This is a genomic window from Bacteroidales bacterium (assembly GCA_035647615.1).
In the GTDB taxonomy this organism is placed as follows: domain Bacteria; phylum Bacteroidota; class Bacteroidia; order Bacteroidales; family 4484-276; genus SABY01.
On the sequence record DASRND010000009.1, the window covers coordinates 39,750 to 59,661 of the forward strand.

13 protein-coding genes are annotated in these 19,912 nt (G+C 47.1%); 12 read left to right on the plus strand and 1 reads right to left on the minus strand.

The window, feature by feature from the left end:
* Nucleotides 1-79: 79 nt before the first annotated feature.
* Nucleotides 80-1,117: an acyltransferase family protein gene (locus tag VFC92_04260; GenBank protein HZK07392.1), complete on the minus strand. Its 1,038-nt coding sequence runs from the start codon at nucleotides 1,115-1,117 to the stop codon at nucleotides 80-82.
* A 192-nt stretch (nucleotides 1,118-1,309) separates the two neighbouring features.
* On the opposite strand from VFC92_04260, the gene VFC92_04265 reads away from it, so the two are divergent.
* The 12 genes from VFC92_04265 (at nucleotide 1,310) to VFC92_04320 (ending at nucleotide 19,880) form a co-directional block, all read left to right on the plus strand.
* Nucleotides 1,310-2,104: a DUF2202 domain-containing protein gene (locus VFC92_04265; GenBank protein ID HZK07393.1), complete on the plus strand. Its 795-nt coding sequence runs from the start codon at nucleotides 1,310-1,312 to the stop codon at nucleotides 2,102-2,104.
* A gap of 152 nt (nucleotides 2,105-2,256) precedes the next feature.
* Entirely contained in the window at nucleotides 2,257-6,585 is a 4,329-nt protein-coding gene (locus tag VFC92_04270) for a CusA/CzcA family heavy metal efflux RND transporter (GenBank protein ID HZK07394.1), read from the plus strand.
* 3 nt (nucleotides 6,586-6,588) lie between these two features.
* Entirely contained in the window at nucleotides 6,589-7,800 is a 1,212-nt protein-coding gene (locus tag VFC92_04275) for an efflux RND transporter periplasmic adaptor subunit (protein HZK07395.1), read from the plus strand.
* Between the two features lie 127 nt (nucleotides 7,801-7,927).
* Nucleotides 7,928-8,716 (plus strand): T9SS type A sorting domain-containing protein, encoded by a 789-nt coding sequence (locus VFC92_04280; protein HZK07396.1) that lies wholly within the window; start codon nucleotides 7,928-7,930, stop codon nucleotides 8,714-8,716.
* A 56-nt stretch (nucleotides 8,717-8,772) separates the two neighbouring features.
* Nucleotides 8,773-9,021, plus strand: coding sequence for a PqqD family protein (locus VFC92_04285; protein ID HZK07397.1), 249 nt, complete (start codon nucleotides 8,773-8,775; stop codon nucleotides 9,019-9,021).
* Nucleotides 9,014-10,063, plus strand: a complete 1,050-nt coding sequence (locus VFC92_04290; protein ID HZK07398.1) for an ATP-grasp domain-containing protein — start codon at nucleotides 9,014-9,016, stop codon at nucleotides 10,061-10,063. The genes VFC92_04285 and VFC92_04290 overlap by 8 nt, the downstream gene beginning before the upstream one ends.
* A gap of 41 nt (nucleotides 10,064-10,104) precedes the next feature.
* On the plus strand, nucleotides 10,105-11,463 hold the full coding sequence (locus VFC92_04295) for a hypothetical protein (GenBank protein ID HZK07399.1): 1,359 nt from the start codon (nucleotides 10,105-10,107) through the stop codon (nucleotides 11,461-11,463).
* A 97-nt stretch (nucleotides 11,464-11,560) separates the two neighbouring features.
* Nucleotides 11,561-13,768, plus strand: coding sequence for an urea transporter (locus VFC92_04300; GenBank protein HZK07400.1), 2,208 nt, complete (start codon nucleotides 11,561-11,563; stop codon nucleotides 13,766-13,768).
* Nucleotides 13,765-15,123: a hypothetical protein gene (locus VFC92_04305; protein ID HZK07401.1), complete on the plus strand. Its 1,359-nt coding sequence runs from the start codon at nucleotides 13,765-13,767 to the stop codon at nucleotides 15,121-15,123. Before VFC92_04300 ends, VFC92_04305 begins: the two co-directional genes overlap by 4 nt.
* 2 nt (nucleotides 15,124-15,125) lie before the next feature.
* Nucleotides 15,126-15,743, plus strand: coding sequence for a tetratricopeptide repeat protein (locus VFC92_04310; protein ID HZK07402.1), 618 nt, complete (start codon nucleotides 15,126-15,128; stop codon nucleotides 15,741-15,743).
* 554 nt (nucleotides 15,744-16,297) lie between these two features.
* Complete coding sequence (ispG, locus tag VFC92_04315; GenBank protein ID HZK07403.1) at nucleotides 16,298-17,965, plus strand: (E)-4-hydroxy-3-methylbut-2-enyl-diphosphate synthase; 1,668 nt, start codon at nucleotides 16,298-16,300, stop codon at nucleotides 17,963-17,965.
* A gap of 199 nt (nucleotides 17,966-18,164) precedes the next feature.
* Nucleotides 18,165-19,880 carry a site-specific DNA-methyltransferase gene (locus VFC92_04320; GenBank protein ID HZK07404.1) on the plus strand — a complete coding sequence of 572 codons (1,716 nt, stop codon included), beginning with the start codon at nucleotides 18,165-18,167 and terminating at the stop codon, nucleotides 19,878-19,880.
* The last annotated feature ends 32 nt before the right edge of the window (nucleotides 19,881-19,912 follow it).

The following is a 19,912-nucleotide window of genomic DNA, read 5'->3' on the forward strand; positions in this document are numbered from 1 at the left end:
GCAAAAGAAAAGGGAATGTTGAATTTTGAAGTGGTTTTTTCCATCATTATTTGCGATTCGATATTCAAAAAAAAGAAGTTCACTGCCTTGTGCCCTGCGCCTTGCTCTTTGAGCCCTGCGCCCTGTAAACCAAAATCAACAAGCTGCTAACTCCAACTACTCCGATAAACCACAACGGTAGCGTCCATCCTGCCTGAGTTCGGTAGATGGCTGTGGCAATATTGCCGATGATGAGCCACTGCACCACATAAAATGCCGTGACATTTTTTCCGGCCCACCGCAGGTATTTTATTAGAGTGGTTTTGCCGGCCAGCTTGTTAAGCAAGGCCAACGCCAGCGTCCAGAGCAGTATAAAGGCCGCCGTCCAGGCAACGAATAAAGCGCTGTGATGATAATACACTTCGAGTAACGTAGCCACCCGAAAGCCATACGCAAAGGTGGAAACGATCAGTATCAGCAAAACCAGACCGGAAATTCTTCGGAATTTAATAGTAATGAAGCGGGCAAATCGCTCATAAATCAGATAAAAAACATAGCCCGTCAGCACATAGGAAAACCATGGGAAAAACGGAAAGAAAGACCAGGAATAATGTCCCCAAAAATAAGCCTGCAGATAACGAAGCCATTGCGCTTCGCCACCATAAACCGGCAGCCAACGATTTGCCAGGGCGCTCACTGGTATCAGCAACAACCAGAGCACCCATCGTTTTTGGAGCAAAGGTCGCAGCAAGGCCACCACCACGATAGAAATACCGGCAAGAAACAAAATATCGACACCAAAAATATAGCGCAACGGGTCGAGCTGATAACTGCCCGAAACGATTTTGATAAGCAAATGCAGGTTCAAGCCTATGTTGAGAGCGAAACCCAAAAGCAGCAACAGCAATCCTCTTTTAATCTGTTGAAGCAGCGGCTGCGCTTTGCGCGCCAGGAAAAATCCCATCACAGCCATAAATGCAGGCGCTGCCGGTGGTCCTCCCAAAAACAGTGAGATTTTGCCGGCAAGGCTTGCATAAAAATCAGGCGTGGCAAACAACTCCGTAAGGTGCACCTGCACCATCAGCATCACTGCCACACCTTTTAATAAATCAGGGATTTCGAGTCGTTGCTTGTTCATATTTCCAAAATATCGGTCTTCTAAAACTATATTTTTTATTCGTCTTGAACGGGTGCAAAAATACTTTTTAGAAAACCCAGGGGGCATTCAAACGAAAATCTTATACATCTTAATGATAGTTTCATAAAAGCTACCCGCGGCAAACGCTCTACTTTTGACGTTTCAAGAATTATTCACAAAAACTATTTTATTATGAAAACAAGAAATGCACCAATCTGGCTGATAATGGCTATAACCGCTGTTAGTTTTTTGATGTTACAATGCTCCAAGAGCGAGGCATCGCACATGGATGAAGTTTACAAATACGTAAGTCCTGCCGAGAAGTCGCTGCAACTCGAAGAACAAAACCCTGACAATGATGTAATCATTCAATGCATTTACGACTGTATCAATAGCATGCCTGTCGAAGAAATCTCAGAAAGTGAACTCGCTGCAATAACATACATGCGCGAAGAAGAGCTGCTGGCGCATGATGTATATGTGGCCATGTACGCACTTTATTCGGTGCCGGTTTTCAACAACATCAGCAAAAGCGAAACCATCCACACCACGGCCATGCTTGCCCTGCTCGAAAAATACGAATTGCCCGATCCGGCTGCCAACCATCAGCAGGGAATATTTCAGGAGCTGGTGCTTCAGGCGCTCTATGATACACTTACAGCAATGGGTTCCGCCTCGTTTCAGGATGCGCTTATAGTGGGAGCCACCATCGAAGACCTCGACATCAACGACCTGATGGTAGATTTGGCTAATAATGTGGACAATACCGACATCACCTACACCCTGCAGCAGCTCCTGCGCGGCTCGCGCAATCATCTGCGTGCTTTCCACGCACATCTTACTTTCCAGGGTCTTACCTACACACCGCAGTATATTTCCCAGGAACTCTATGATGAGATTACCTCATCGCCCTGGCAGGTGGGCAATGGTTTCTGTGTCTGTTCATTTCCGGCTAAAGACAATTCCAATATTATGCGTAAAGAATAATGTTCCCGATTCCAAAGTTTGTAACTCCAGGAAAAGGGCTGCCTAAATAGGCTTCCCTTTTTCTATTTAGCTCAAAGGCAAGCATAAATCCTGCGTTTTTTGAGAATTTTTCTTAACATTGCAAGTGTTTTTCATCATTTCATCCTACACCCATGCTCGACCGAATTATCGAATTCTCCATCAAAAACCGACTCATCGTAGGTTTGCTCACTCTGGCGATGGTTGCCTGGGGAATTTATAACTTCAGCACGCTGGCCATCGACGCGGTGCCCGACATTACCAACAACCAGGTACAGGTGATTACCGTTTCACCATCGCTGGCACCGCAGGAGATAGAGCAATTTATCAGCTTCCCGGTAGAGATTGCCATGGCCAATATTCAGGACGTTACGGAAATACGCTCCATCTCGCGCTATGGTCTCTCGGTGGTAACCATTGTTTTTAAAGATAAAGTGAATTCTTATTTGGCGCGCCAACTGGTGAGTGAGCAGATAAAAATGGCCGAAGGCGACATCCCCGACGGTATGGGCTCCCCCGAAATGATGCCCGTGACCACCGGCCTTGGCGAAATTTACCAGTATGTACTCGAACCCAAGCCCGGCTATGAAGACATGTATTCGCTCATGGAGATTCGTACCATTCAGGACTGGATTGTAAAGCGTTTCCTTTCGGGAATACCGGGAATTGTCGAAATAAGCAGTTTTGGCGGATTGGTAAAACAATACGAAGTAACCATCGACCCGCGCACCCTCGTGGGAATGAATTTAACCATTTCTGAAATTTTTGAAGCCCTGGAGCAAAACAACCAAAATACCGGCGGCAGCTACATCGAAAAAGGTCCGAACGCCTACTATATCCGCGCCGAAGGTTTGGTGAAAAATTTAGACGATATTGGTAACATCCTTGTAAAAAAACAAGGCGGCGTGCCTGTCAAAATAAAAGACGTAGCCACCGTTCAATTTGGCGCACCACCGCGTTTTGGAGCTATGACCAAGGATGGCAAAGGCGAAGTAGTGGGCGGCATCACCCTGATGCTTAAGGGCGAAAATTCAAACCAGGTAGTAAAGAATGTGAAATCACGCATTGAAGAGCTACACAAAATCCTACCCGAAGGCATCACTATCAATCCCTACCTCGACCGCTCCGAGCTAATCCACAAAACTATCAACACCGTAAGCGAAAACCTCATCCTGGGCGGGCTCATCGTTATCTTTGTGCTGGTGCTGCTGCTGGGCAACCTGCGCGCCGGCCTTATCGTAGCTTCCGTGATCCCGCTCTCGATGCTATTTGCTTTTTCGATGATGAACCTCTTTGGGGTCTCGGCCAACCTGATGAGCCTGGGGGCTCTCGACTTTGGGATGATCGTAGATGGCACGGTGATCATCGTCGAGGGCATCATTCACCAATTGCATCGCAACTACAAAGGAAAAATCACCCAGTCGCAGCTCGACGAGAGCATCTCCCAGGCGGGCCACCGTGTGAGCCGTGCCGCCGTTTTTGGCATAGTCATCATCCTCATCGTCTATCTGCCCATCCTTGCTTTTACAGGAATCGAAGGTAAGATGTTCAAACCTATGGCGCAAACCGTCAGCTTTGCACTCATTGGCGCTTTACTGCTTTCGTTCACCTATGTTCCCATGATTTCTTCGTTGGCTTTAAGCAGAAAAGTGAGTCATAAAACCAACATTGCCGACCGCATCATGAATTTTTTCAAACGTATGCACCGGCCCACCTTGGAGGTAGCAATGCGCTATAAATTTACGGTAATCCTTTTGGTGGTGGTATTGCTGGCGGTGAGCTTTTATCAGTTCTCGCGGATGGGCGGCGAATTCCTGCCTACCCTCGAAGAAGGCGACATCGCTGCGCAGATGACACTGCCGCCCGGATCGTCGCTCTCCGAAAGTATTGCTACCAGCACCAAAGCTGAGAAAATCCTTCTTGAGAGGTTCCCGGAGGTGCAAAGCGTAGTCTCCAAAATAGGAACTGCTGAAATACCCACCGACCCCATGGCGGTAGAAGATGCCGATATCATGATAGTGATGAAACCAAAGAGCGAATGGGTTTCAGCGGACAACCGCGAAGATCTGATGCAGCTGATGAAACAGGAACTCGACGTTCTGGCCGGCATTTCTTTTGAATTTACGCAGCCTATCCAATTGCGTTTTAACGAGCTGATGACAGGCGTAAGATCTGATGTTGCTGTAAAAATCTACGGCGAAGAGCTGGATATTCTCTATGAAAAAGCAAATCAGGCTGCCGCTATCATCGATAAGATTGCCGGAGCCGGCGATGTGCGCGTAGAGCATATTGTAGGCCTGCCACAAATCGTGGTGAACTACGATTATGACAAGCTGGCGCTTTACGATGTAAACATCAAAGAAGTGAACAAGATTATCCGTGCAGCTTTTGCCGGCGAGGCCGCCGGAGTTGTCTTTGAGGGTGAACGGCGTTTTGAGCTGGTGGTGCGCCTCGCCGAAAACTACCGAACCAACCAGAACAGTCTGCAAAATCTGCGTATAAACCGACCGGGTCAGAAGTTGGTGCTGCTGAGTCAGGTGGCCGATATTTCGTTTAAAGAAGGCCCCATGCAAATCTCGCGCGACGACACCAAACGCCGTATTGTTGTCGGCATCAATGTGCGCAACCGTGATGTGGAGTCGTTTGTGAAGGAAATGGACGAGCGCCTTTCGGCAAATCTCACACTGCCTGCCGGCTACTACTTAACTTATGGCGGCTCTTTCGAGAACCTGCGTGCCGCCCAGCGCTCTTCCGGCGTAGCTGTTCCCGTGGCGCTTGCGCTGATATTTATACTGCTCTATTTTGCTTTCCATTCGGTGAAGCAATCGTTGATGGTATTTACAGCCATTCCGCTGGCAGCCGTTGGCGGAATCTGGGCGCTCTACCTTCGCGACATGCCTTTTAGCATCTCCGGTGGCGTCGGGTTTATTGCGCTCTTTGGCGTTGCTGTTCTCGATGGCATCGTGTTGATTTCCTATTATAACCAACTCGAAAAAGAAGGCATCACCGACATTTACGAACGTGTTCGCGTTGGTACCGCCGACCGGTTGCGTCCGGTGCTGATGACCTCTTTTGTGGCGGCGCTGGGCTTTTTACCCATGGCCATCTCCACCGCTGCCGGCGCCGAGGTGCAGCGTCCGCTAGCAACGGTGGTCATTGGTGGTATCACTTCTGCCACTTTCCTCACGCTGGTAGTGCTGCCGATTTTGTATCTTATTTTTAATGAAAAAATTAAAATATCGTTTAAGCGTAAAATGAAAATACCCTTGTGGCTTTTACTGTTGATTATTCCCGCTGCACTCTCAGCACAAAATCAGGAGCGCCCGCAAACCCTTTCGCTGCAACAGGCGCTGCAGATGGCCGTCGAAAATAATTACGAACTCAAAAATGCGCGCATCAATGTGGAGATTGCCGACAAGTTGCGCAAAACGGCTTTCGACCTGCCCGCTCCCGAAGCTACTTACGAATGGGGACAAATCAACTCGGCACTCAGCGACCGGCACCTCAGCATCAGTCAGTCGGTAGCTTTTCCTACCGTTTATATCAGCCGCAGCAAACTGCAAAAACGCAATCTGCTGATGCGCCAAAGCGAATTTGTGGTTACCGAAGCAGCCATTTTACGACAGATCAAAACATTGTACATCCAATGGATGACGGCTTACGCCAAACACCAACTGACGCAGCAGGAAGAAAGTATTTACAGGGATTTCACCAGGGCGGTGCAGCTCCGCTACCAAACCGGGGAAGTGCCGTTGCTCACGCAATCGGTAGCTGAAACACAAGCGCTGTCCATCGAAAATAAGATGTACACCAACCTGATGGCGCAAAACGAATACGAGCAAATGCTCAAAAACTTATTGGGAATCAGCGGAAGCTATGTTCCGGGGCAACAAATGCTAAAGCTGCCGGCGCCGGCATTGCCTGCTGAAATTACCGAAAACAGCGCCCCTTCGCTTGCTTATCTGCAAACCAAAAGCAACCTGATGGAAGCGGCGCTTAGCGTAGAGCGCAACAAATATTTTCCGGCTTTCAACGTGGGATATTTCAACCAAACCATCGACGAAACCACCGGTTTCGATGGTTGGCAGGTGGGTGTGAGCGTGCCGCTGTGGTTCTGGCCGCAGCAGGCGCAGGTGCAGGTGGCCAAATTGCAGCAACAGCAGGTGATAGCGGAACTCGATTTCCAACGGACACGCCTCAACAGCGAGCTGCACCGACTGGCCAACCAGCTAATACTTGTGCAGCAGATGGTGGACAGATTCGAAGCGCAAGCTCTCGCAAAAGCCGACCAGATACTCACCGACAGCCAAACCAGCCTTATGGCCGGCGAAATGACCTATTTTGAATTTGTGATGAGCATCTCACACGCTTATCAAATCAAATATGATTATCTGGAGCTGCTTGCCAATTACAACCTCACCATCATCCAACTTGAAGAAATCATCAATGCCAACAACAACTAAATCATGAGATTAAAATCTATCTTCATAAAAGTCAGCAGCCGGCAGTTTTTTTTATTAATAAAAAAGAACAATACGATTCTGCTATTTATGCTGCTGCTTCTGATAGCCAGCTGCGGTTCGGAGCCGGAACCCACCGAAAATAATGTACCGGAGGGCATCGATGGAAAAACAATGCTCACGCAGCAGCAGATGGAGCTGGCGGGTTTCGAGTTTGGTTCGATTGAAAAGGTTTTGCTTTCGGGCGATGTGAATGCCCGCGGTGTATTGGCGCTGCCACCAGAATCCCATGCGTTGATAAGTCCGCTAACAGGAGGCGTGGTTACCTCTATAGAAGTTACGCTGGGGCAAATCGTCAGCAAAGGACAGCCGTTGTGTTACCTCACACATCCCAACCTGATCAATCTTCAGCAGGAATATCTCATCAATGAGCAGCAATTGCGATTTCTCGAAAATGAATATGAGCGGCAACGAAAACTCTACGACGAAAAAGTAAGCTCCGAAAAGAAGTTTCTGCAAACACAAACGGATTTTGAAACCGCCAAAGGCCGCTCACGCGCCATGTCGATTATTCTGGCGCAGATGGGTCTGGATGCCAAAACCATCACTGCCGACAATATGTATAGCCGTGTTCCGGTGGTATCGCCCATCCGGGGTATCGTAAACGACATCATGGCCAGCATTGGCAAAAACGTTTCGGAAAACGAGCTGCTCTTTGAGGTATCGTGCCGCAAGAAGCTGTTGGTAGAGCTGGAGGTTTTTGAGAAAGACATTATGAAAATACAAGAAGGACAGCGGGTGAGTTTCAATTTATCGAACATAGATGCTACCGAACATGAGGCAGTGGTCATTTCGCGTGGCGCGTCGGTGCAGCAAGCCGGGCGTGTAGTGCTGGTGAGGGCAAGTTTCGAAAATAGCAACGAAAGCCTGCTGCCGGGTATGTTCGTAGCCTCCAAAATACACACCGGCGAGGAGCTTTTCGATGCGCTGCCCGAAGGCGCTATTATGAATAGTAGTAGCGTTAATCCATATATCTTCTACACCACCACACCGGAGGGCAGCGAGCAAATGTTTTTCGATCGCGCCGCCATCACTACCGGATATGCCGAAGATGGCTTTGTTAGCGTAAAACTGGCGAAGCCTCTGCCTGCCGGCGCACGCGTCGTTACCACAGGCGGATATTACATTAATGCGCGGCAATTGCAGTCAGCAGAATAGAACGATTTTTCTTCTGGCGAAAACTTTATACAAAAAAAATAGAAAACCATACACTTTTTCGGCTCATCGGGCATTCATGTTAAGTCATTGAAATCAATCTTGCTTAAAATTTATTAGAAATCATACAATGAAAAAACTGCTCTTTACTTTTGCAATATTTCTGGCCATGCAGCCTTTGTTTTCACAGATCACTCCTGCAGGCCAGTACAACCATTCGGGAACCTATGTGTGGCTTGCCAACTCCGGAACCAAGTTTTATGTGATGGACGTAATCGCCAACCAGGCACGCATCTATAATCTAAACCAGAGCCTTTGGAAAACCATCAATCTGACGGTGCCTGCCAATCATTATCTTTACGACATCCGCTACCCTGCGGAAGGATTGTTTACCAACGGCAGCGAGGTGGCTCTCTGCTACATTTATTACACCTATGACGAAGTGAATCAATATTATACTTACACCACTAAAATCGTTACCGAAACCGGGTCGCAGTTGCTGAGCATCCCCGGCGCGCAGTATGTGTATGTGTATGATCTCGGTGAGCCAGGCGTGAAGATGATTGCCTATATTTACGACTATTCGGTGTATCCCTACACTATGCAAACCAACTTGTATGATCTTCCGGGCAGCTATGTTCCGGTGGGAGAGCATCAGCCCCTGGGGCAGCCTTTTGCCGAAGCCTTTCCCAACCCGGCTACCGATTACGCCATCGTGCCGTGCAAGCTGCCCGAAGGCATCAGCAGTGCTGTTTTAAAACTTCAGGACGAAGCTGGCAGGATGATTATTGAACTTCCGGTGAATGCCGGCGCCAACCATGTGCAGATAAACACCGCACAACTGCCATCCGGAATTTATTTCTACAGCATCGTTACCGAAGGTTACAATACACCCGCCCGAAAGCTGGTGGTGAAATAAATTCAATGATAAATTTTGAATTTTTAGATTTAATGAAACATTAAAATAATTGCATCATGATAAAGATTAAAAATAATGTGGCCGTAAGCGATTCGGGATTTATTTTCAATCCCGACACCGGCGAATCCTTTACAGTAAATCCGATCGGGGTGGAAATAATAAAACTGCTCAAAGAGGGCAAAAATGTAGAGGCAATCACTGCTGATCTGCACGCGCGATATGCCACTGATGTCCAGACGCTCGAAAAGGATGCAGAGGATTTTTTAGGTTTATTAAAAAACTTCTCGATAGCAGACAATGAATAAAAAACCCAAGCTAACCATAGCTGTATCGGCGCTCAACGCCATCGACAGCCCCGGGCCAGGCGTGGCGGTAATACGCGCATTGCGTGAAGCCGAGAGCTTCGACGTGCGCATCATTGGGCTAGCTTATGAGTCGCTGGAGCCAGGCCTCTACATGCACGATCTGGTGGACAAAACCTATCAGATTCCCTATCCCTCTTCGGGCATCGAAACCATCCTGGAGCGCCTCGAATACATACATGCGCAGGAGAAACTCGACGTAATCATTCCCAACTTCGATGCTGAGCTTTATCCCTACATCCGCCTCGAAGCGCAACTCAAAGAGCGCGGCATCCACATGTGCCTGCCCACGATGGAGCAGTTTGAAGAACGTCACAAAACAAACCTGCCGGAGTTTGGTGAGAAATATGGACTGCTGGTGCCCAAGAGCAAGGTTATTAACGACATTAGCGAGATTTACAAACTTAGCAGCGAATTCGATTATCCGCTGCTGGTCAAAGGCCGCTACTACGATGCCTACGTGGCTTACAACCAGGATCAGGTAAAGACATTTTTCCACCGCATCACCGCCAAGTGGGGATTGCCCGTGATCATTCAGGAGTTTGTACACGGCATCGAATTCAACGTTACCGGGCTGGGCGACGGAACTGGACGAACGGTTTCGGCAGTGCCCATGCGCAAGCAATACATCACCGACAAGGGCAAAGCCTGGGGCGGCATCTCCATCTCCGATAAACGCATGCTCGCGCTCACCGACAAGTTTATCAGCGGTACCAAATGGAAAGGCGGCTTTGAGCTGGAGCTGATGAAAAACAAGGACAACGACTTTTATGTGCTCGAGATCAACCCGCGCATCCCTGCCTGGATTTATCTGGCTGTGGGCGTGGGGCACAACATCCCCGAAGCGCTGGTGAAGCTGGCTATGGGGCAAAAGGTGGAGCCTTTGGGCGAATATGCCGTAGGTAAAATGTTTATCCGCTATGCCTGGGATATGATCGTGGACATGGAGGAATTTCAAACCATCTCCACCACCGGCGAACTTTAGTTTTTAGTTATTAATAAAGAAATCAAAACCAAAATACAACAATGGAAAAGCAACGATACGAACGCCCGCTGATAAAAAGAGTAGAAAACGACATGCCCAACAAGTTTGGAATGAAACCCAAAAATTTTCCCAAAACCAGTATCGATGGCGTGAAGGTGCAGGATCTGATAGAAAAATACGGATCGCCACTCTTTGTGCTCTCCGAAAGCACCATCCGCAATACATACCGCCGCGCGCTAAAGGCTTTTAAAAACCGCTATCCGCGCGTACAGTTTGCCTGGTCGTACAAAACCAACTATCTGGATGCGGTGTGTAAAATATTCCACCAGGAAGGCTCCTGGGCCGAAGTGGTTTCGGGATTTGAATACGACAAAGCTTTGCGCAATGGCGTTTCAGGCAAACACATCATCTTCAACGGCCCCGACAAAACGGAGGATGATCTGAAGAAAGCAATCCAAAATGAGTCGCTCATCCACATCGATCATCTCGACGAGCTTTACACAATCATAAGCCTGACCGAAGAGATGGATAAAAAACCACGCGTAGCCATCCGTGTAAACATGGACACGGGCATTTATCCGATTTGGGATCGTTTTGGTTTCAATTACGAAAATGGCCAGGCGTGGGATGTTATCAACAAAATCATGGCATCGGGCAAAATGGAGCTGGTGGGCTTGCATTGCCACATAGGCACTTTTATGCTCACCACCAAAGCTTATGGAGTAGCCGTCAACAAACTTAGCGATCTGGCGCTGGGGATTCAAAAGAAATACAATCACCAGATAAAATACATCGACCTCGGTGGCGGTTTCCCGTCGCGCAATACGCTGAAAGGCTCGTACCTGCCCGGGCAGGACGTAAATCCCAACATCGACGACTTTGCCGAAGAGATTTCCTCGGCACTGCTGCGCGCTAATTTCCCGCCCGACAACCTGCCGCTGCTCATCCTCGAAACCGGCCGCGCCCTGATCGACGAAGCCGGATTCATCCTCGGAACCGTGCTCTCCAACAAAAGAAGCGCAATCGGCAAACGCACCACCATCATCGATATCGGCGTCAACCTCTTGTTCACCTCCCTATGGTACGACCATAAGATTTCGCCTGCACAGGAATTTACGCACTTTTCGGAATACACCACCGTGTATGGGCCACTCTGCATGAACATCGATGTAATTCGTGACAACGCACTGCTGCCGCTGCTCAACAAAGGCGACCATTTTGTAATCCATCAGGTGGGCGCCTACAACATGACGCAGTGGATGCAGTTTATCACGCTGCGGCCGCGCATCGTGCTCATCGATCAGGAAAGCAACGTGCACGTAATCCGCCAGGCTGAAACGCTCGACAACTTTATCCACATGGAAAATACGCCCGAACATCTCAAAACTTTTGAACTTTAAACCATTCATTTTTCGCTTTCGCTAAATAATTGTTCAGGGCAATTTTTACGGTCGAAAGCTAAAGCAAACACCACAAAATATCAACAAGCAGAACCAGATGGTAACGACCACCCGAAAGCAGTTACTCCATTTTGTTGACGGAATACTCAACAGCTATTCGCAGGTATTCTTCAGCAAAAACAAAATCTTTGCTGTCATCCTGGTGATCGTTACCTTTTTTGACTGGCATGCCGGGCTAGGTGGCTTGCTGGCCGTGCTGATCGCTAACGTTGCTGCGCAGCTCATTGGCTTCAACCGTTTTGGAATCAGCCAGGGTTATTATGGTTTTAATGCTTTGCTCGTTGGTTTGGGATTAGGCATTTATTACCAGCCCGGCCTGGCTTTTTTTGTACTACTATTTTTTGCGGCCTTGTTCACGCTTTTCATCACTATCTGGCTCGAAAATTACTTTGGCAAATATGGCTTACCTTATCTGGCGTGGCCTTTCCTTTTGGCCATCTGGACGGTGAGCCTGGCGGCGCGGCAGTTTACCGAACTGCAGATGAGCGAACGCGGCCTCTACATTCTCAATGAGATGTACGATTACGGCGGGCCGCTGCTGGTTGACATTTATCATTACATCAACAATCTACCTATTCATCCTGCCTTGCTGATGTATTTCCAGTCGCTTGGAGCAATATTTTTTCAGCACCATTTGCTGGCCGGCATCCTCATCGCCATCGGCCTGATCATCTATTCGCGGATCGCCTTTCTGCTCTCGGTTACAGGATTTTTCTCTGCCTATTTTTATTATCTTTTTATCGGTGCCAACCTTGGCGAGCTAAGCTATTTTTACATCGGTTTCAACTATATCCTGACGGCCATTGCCATCGGCGGATTTTTTATCATCCCGTCGCGGTGGTCGTTTTTGTGGGTACTGCTGCTCACGCCCATCATCTCTATCATTATCACCTCAACGTCTACTTTATTTCAAAATCTACACCTGAGTATTTTTTCGCTGGCTTTTAATGTGGTGGTGGTCTTGTTTATTTATGTGATGAAATTCAGACAGCATCATAACAAAAAACCGGAGCTGGTGGTGGTGCAGCAATTTTCACCTGAGAAAAACCTTTACACGCAGCATAATTATGCCAGTCGTTTTGATCTTGCAGCACAGCAAACCCCAATAGTCCTGCCTTTTTATGGCGAGTGGACGGTGACGCAGGGACATCAGGGCGAACTCACCCACCAGCAGGCATGGCGCCATGCCTGGGATTTTGAAATCACCGATGAGCAGGGAAAAACTTTCTCCGGCACCGGCAATCGTCCCGAAGATTATTATTCTTTCAACCAATCGGTGATAGCGCCTGCCGACGGCGTGGTGCAGGAAATCCTCGACGGCATCGACGACAATGCCATCGGGAAGGTAAATCTGGAGCAAAACTGGGGCAACACCATCATCATCTGGCATGCCGAAAAACTTTACAGTAAAATAAGCCATCTGCGTAAAGGCAGCTTCGCGGTAAACAAAGGTGACGTGATAAAGCGTGGCGCTTTGCTTGCCAAAGTAGGCAACTCTGGTCGCTCACCGGAACCACACATCCATTTCCAATTACAGGAAAATCCTTACATCGGCTCCCATACGCACGATTATCCCATCGCCAAATACATTGTGAAAACGGAAAAGGCACATCAATTAAAAACTTTCGATCGTCCGATAAATGGCGACACCGTTAACGGCATCACACGCAATAACTCTCTTTTTGACGCCTTCAATTTTGTACCGGGACAAACCATCACTTTTGCCTGGTCGCAAAATGAGCAACCCGAACAAAGTGTAAGCTGGGAAGTAAAAAGCGATCTTTATAACCAGACCTACTTGCAATGCATCCAGAGTGGCGCCAAGGCCTGGTTCAAAAATGACGGAACTTTGTTTTATTTCACCCATTTTTCCGGCGACGACACTTCGCTGCTTTACTATTTTTATCTCGGCTGTTATAAAGTTGCGTTGGGCTATTACGACCACCTGCAACTCACCGATCAGTTTCCGCTGGCTGTATTCAAAAACAGCTTTATCAGGTTTTGGCAGGACTTTGTGGCGCCCTTTCACATCTTTATGCACGCCGATTTCGAGATGAGATATGTTGATTTTAAAGATGACCTCTCCGGCAGCAAAATACGAATGGCTTCGGAGGCCCGGCTGCATTACGGCGGCAAATCAGGTCGTCGGATGAATTTTGAAATCATTGTGAATCACAACAGAATCGAGAAATTTGGGATGAAAAGCCCAAAAATCACCCTCAACGCTACCGAAACAGAATCATGAAAATGCAGTCAGTTTTAAAAAAATTCTTCGGTCTGTGTGGCATCCTGCTGTTGTGGGGACTGTTGATTTTTCCGGCACTGGTTTCGGGGCAGCAGGTGCAAAATGCCGACAGTTTGACGTATGCGTTGTATCAGCAGCAGCAGTGGGATGAACTTATCCGGACAGGCACCGATGCAATTCGGGCAGGCGTCGATCATTTTTACATGCAAATGCGTGTGGGTATTGCCTTTTACTCAACACAAAATTACCGCCGCTCCATTCCGTTTTTCCGTCAGGCGCGACAACTGAATCCTATCGACGAGGCTGCCACCGAATATCTCTATTACAGCTATCTCCTTTCGGGACGCACCGCAGATGCGCGCGTTTTACTATCACAACTCACCACCGCTCACCGCCAGCGGCTGGAATTACAAAAAGCCCCGGTCGTTGATCAACTTTACATCGAAGGAGGCCCCGGTTTTGGCGCTACCGACGATCTGCACAATCACTACCAAAACCGTCAGCATGCCGATTCCATTTATAATCAAGCCTGGTATTACGACAATCTGCAATATTATCACGCCGGCATCAACTTCAATGTGCTGCCACAGTTACAGACTTACCACGGCGCCACCTTTATTTCGGTGGATGCAACGCAACAGGTAAATTATCAACGGAAGCCTAATCCCGATTTTCACCACACGGCTGTTCAGCAGGAATATTATGGGAACCTGCAATACACTCCATCACCGGGATGGAAGCTAACACCCGCCTGGCATCTTACCCGCACCCGTTACGATGTCAGGAATTTTCGATATGATGGCTTCCAGGGGCTTGTTCCTGATACCCTTTCATCGACGCGTCATGATAATTTGTTTTGGCTTGGCATCAGTAAAGAGTTTGGAATTTTTTCTACCGCATTGAACGGTGCTCTTGCATCGTTTGATGGCAGCAATGGCTGGCAAACCGGCGTTTTTGTAAATGTTTATCCATTGGGAAACCTAAAGCTTTTCACCCGCACGGGCCTCACTGTCTTAGGTGATGATATTAATGAAGGCCACCTGATATTTCACCAGAGTGTCGGTACACGGGTGCTGCCGAAGCTGTGGCTTGATGTTTCGGCAACCATTGGCAACCTGCGCGGTTACACCGAGCAAAATGCTTTTGTGTTGTTCAACATACCGGAGGAAGCGCGCTTTAAGGCGGAGGCATTGCTCACCTGGGTCGCCGGAAACCATTTGGAAGTTTCGTTGCGCTACCGCCTGATGCGGCGCACCAGCAATTACGTTGGCTATATTAATAATCAGGATTACATCGTTTTGGAAAAAGATTATAATTTCAACACCTTTATCGGAGGAATAAAATGGCAATTTTGAAAATGAAACTAAAAATAGCAACCTTGCTTATCATAACAATGGCTTGGATTCCGCAGCTTCAGGGGCAGGATTTTAAAACCATCGAAAATGCTTTCAGCCAAAGCTATGCGCTCGAAACCAAAGGCAATTACAGCGATGCCGTGGCACAGCTCAAATCCGTTTACGACGAAAATTCCTATGCGATAAATCTCCGTTTGGGATGGCTTTATTACATGCAGGGCAGCTTCACCGAGTCGTCGGCGTATTATCTGCGTGCCGTAAATCTCAGCCCGTACGCCATCGAGGCGAGGCTTGGGTATGTCTATCCGCTGGCGGCGCTTGGCAACTGGGCGGTGGTAATAACCCAATACGAGAAAATATTGCAGATCGACCCCAACAACACCACCGCCAGTTACCGCCTGGGATTGATCCTATACAGCAGCGAGGATTACCTGCAGGCACTGAAACTTTTCGAGAAAGTGGCCAACCTCTATCCGTTCGATTATGACGCCAACGTGATGTACGCATGGACAAGCCTGAAACTTGGCAAACTGCGCGAAGCCGAGGTTTTGTTCCGCAAAGTTTTGCTCATTCGCCCCGGCGACAGCTCGGCCACAGAGGGACTGCAGCTGGTAAAATAAAAAAAGAATATCGAATCGCTGTATTTTGAAGTGAGAAAAGGTTTGTTATAGTGTCTTCATGCGATTATCGAAGCATTGGGGAATCATCCCATAGGGATTCGATATGGGTAGAAAGCGCAATGCAATAAATTATTTCGTCCCACACGGGACGAGATTAGGAGCGCGCATATTTTTTCTACCCATATCATGTGCCTAAAGGCACAAAAAAATAAGACGATAGTAAAGAAGAACAGAAATCACGATCATGTATTTGCCAGCGTTTTGCCCTTTGCGCCCAGCGCCTTGCTTTCTTCACTTCATTATTCGTTATTCTTCGGTTCGATATTCAAAAAAAGTCGATGAATGGAAAAAACTTTTGTCCCCAGCGTCCAGTTCTTGGCCCTTTGCGCCACACGCCCTGCACCCTGCTCTTTTCCACTTTATCAGAAAAGATGCTTTGGCATAGTTTGGATGTTACAAACCAAACAAATCTTTGCGACAGTTACACCAAAAGCTCCGCTTTGTAGTTTTGCAGGCAGGTTTTTTTATATTTGCTAATGATCAAAAATCGACAGATGAATCAGCGTTTCATGACAAGAGAGATAATGGTAGGCACGGTAGCCGTTGGCGGGAGCAATCCCGTTCGCGTGCAAAGTATGACCAACACCAGCACCATGGATACCGCCGCTTCGGTGCGACAGACCATACAGCTTTATCAGGCAGGCTGTGAGCTGGTGCGCATTACTGCGCCCGGCGTAAAAGAAGCCGCAAACCTGGCCTTGATCAAACAGGAGTTGCAAAAGCAGGGTTATAACATTCCGCTTATCGCAGATATTCATTACAGTCCCAAAGCTGCCGAAGTAGCTGCTGCCATCGTCGAAAAAGTGCGCATCAATCCGGGCAACTACACCGGTGCCGAACCGCGCAACATCAACTATACGCCGCAGCAATATCAGAAAGCACTCGACAAGGTGCGCCAAAAAATCAGTCCGCTCATCAAAATTTGTAAAGAACACAACACGGTCATACGCATCGGCTCCAACCACGGCTCGTTGGGTCGTCGCATCATCCATCGATACGGCAACACCCCCGAAGGCATGGTGGAGGCTGCTTTGGAATTTGTACGGATTTGCCGCGAGATGGATTTCCATCAAATCATCCTCTCGATGAAAGCCAGCAACGTACGCGTAATGGTTCATGCCACACGACTTTTAGTAAAAAAGATGATGGACGAAGGCATGGATTATCCGGTGCATCTGGGCGTAACCGAATCAGGCGACGGCATCGAAGGCCGCGTAAAATCGGCCGTAGGTATTGGAACATTGCTGGCCGACGGCATCGGCGACACCATCCGCGTTTCGCTTACCGAAGACCCGGTGAATGAGGTGCCGGTAGCACACAGCATTCTCAATTACCTAAAGCAGGAAAAGAAAGCATTGGTTACAGATGTTTTTAACGATTTTTTCTACGATCCGTTTAGTTATAATCCGCGGTTTTCGAAGCGATCGCAACTCAAAACTGCCATTGTGGAACCACTGGTGTTGGCAGAGGCAGGAGATTACACATGTGAAAAACCGGATATAGTAATCAATGCAAACCAATCAGCGCAAAAGCGCTGGCAACGAGTTTCTTTGGACGAAACATCAAATGATGAGGACTACAATCAACCGGTAATGGCAACCAGCCGGAAAGCGCCGGCAGTATATTCCTTCCGGAGATTTTTTGAAGAGTTGCATCAGGACGAATTGCGCATTCCGGTGATTTTGCATAAAACCTATTCCGGCGACGCAGCCGCATCAGCCATCTCTGCAGCCATCGACTTTGGGCCACTGTTTCTCGATGGCCTCGGCGACGGAATTTGGCTTGAATCTGACGAGGAGCATCGCCAGGATTTTGTGAGCCTGGCCTATACACTTTTGCAAGCCTGCGGTGCACGCATCAGCAAAACGGAGTTTATTGCTTGTCCATCCTGCGGGCGCACCCGTTACGACATTCAGGCGTCGCTGCAAAAAGTAAAAGCTGCAACCTGCCATCTAAAAGGTCTCAAAATAGCGGTGATGGGCTGCGTCGTCAATGGGCCAGGCGAAATGGCCGACGCCGACTACGGCTATGTGGGCATGGGCGCAGGGAAAGTAGCGCTATATCGCGGTCACACGCAAGTGCAGCACGACGTACCCGAAGAGGAAGCCGTAGATGCGCTGGTAGAAATGATTAAAAAAGACGGCAGGTGGAGGGAGAAATAGAAATTACAAATCACAAATAAATCATTAAAAACAAAATTCAACTCTCCCCGTTGAAGAGGTTTTTCCTGGCTCCGGAAATATCTCCTACATTTGCAAGAAAACCGACAACAACCCAGACTGGCAACCTTACCCGAAATAGCGGAGATTTTGGACGTTGACGTGAAAGAATTGATAATCTCTAATAAAGAACAGAAATAGTATGCCAACACTCAATTGGATAGGAAAAGAAAAAGTGGTGAGCCATCACCAGGACGTGCCATACAGAGTATTGGAACACAAATACGGTTTTACGGCAGACGCTTCGACAGGCGCAGGGAAAGAACAAACCGAACCCACCAACAGCGGAAACAAAATAATTCACGGTGACAACCTTGAAGCCCTAAAAAGCCTGCTGCCCGAATACGAAGGAAAAGTAAAGTGCATTTACATCGACCCGCCTTACAACACCGGAAACGAAAGCTGGGTGTATAACGACAACGTAAACCACCCGAAAATTAAGAAGTGGCTGGGCGAAGTGGTTGGCAAAGATGGCGAAGACCTTACCCGCCACGACAAGTGGCTCTGTATGATGTACCCTCGATTAAAATTACTTCACAAACTTTTGGCTGATGATGGAGCAATTTTCATAAGCATTGATCATAATGAGCAATCATATTTAAAATTGTTGTGTGATGAAATTTTTGGACGAAGTAATTTTATTTTTAACTTTTCAAGAGTTACTAAAAAAGCAGGAAAATCTTCTGACGTTATTTCGTTTAATAATGACAACTTATTTTTTATTCAAAAATCGAACAAGACTAAGTTTTATCCTTTTGAACACAATGATATTGGATTTAAACATTCAGATGTGTTTGTTAAAGAAAGGGGACTATACAAATTAAATCAAACTTTAGATTATGGTTCTATACAGTATTCCGCCTCCCTTGATTATGAGATAGAAATAGAGGGAGATATTTTTAGACCCGGGAACGTATCTTATGAAGAAATGCATCAAAGGCAATCAAAAAATCCAAAAAGTGATTTTTGTTGGAGATGGTCTAAAGATTTATTTGAATTTGGTTTGAAAAATGGGTTTATAGTTATAAAAAAATCCAAAAACGGGAAAAGAATTTACACGAAAACCTATCAAAAATGCACTATTAACAAGCAAAATGGATATAGTTTAGAATACAACAAAAGAACAAAGGCTTTATCTACATTAGAGTTTATTGAGAATCGGTTCTCGAATGATAATTCTAAAAAAGAATTAGAAAGTATTTTTGGTACAAAGGTTTTTGAATATTCAAAACCATCAATTCTAGTGGAAACAATAATTAAATTTTCTACCGACAAAAACTCCATCATCCTCGACTCTTTCGCAGGCTCAGGAACAACCGCCCACGCAGTTTTAAATCTAAATAAACAAGACGGTGGCAATCGGAAATTCATTTTGGTGGAAATGGAAGATTATGCCAACGACATTACTGCCGAACGAGTAAAACGGGTAGCCCAAGGCTATGGCGCTTCGGCAGGCTCAGCTACCGCAAAAAAAGTGGAAGGTACAGGCGGTGCATTCGATTTTTACGAATTGGGTTTGCCACTTTTTGACGAAAACCAAAACCTGAATGAAAAAGTCGATATTGAGAAAATAAGAGAATACATTTGGTTTTCAGAAACCCGGACTTCGGCTAAGCTCAGTCATCAAGTTTCAAATGAGGATGATAAATATTTTTTGGGCGAGAAAGATGAAACGGTTTATTATTTCATTTATGAAAAAGACCAATTAACAACCCTTGATTTTGATGCTTTGGAACTCATAAAAATCAAAGGCGAGCAATACGTCATTTATGCCGACAATTGTTTGCTTCCAAAAGAATTTATGGCAAAGAAGAACATCGTTTTCAAAAAAATACCACGCGACATAACGCGGTTTTAATGATGAATGCTCAATTGAGCTATTTCCATTTT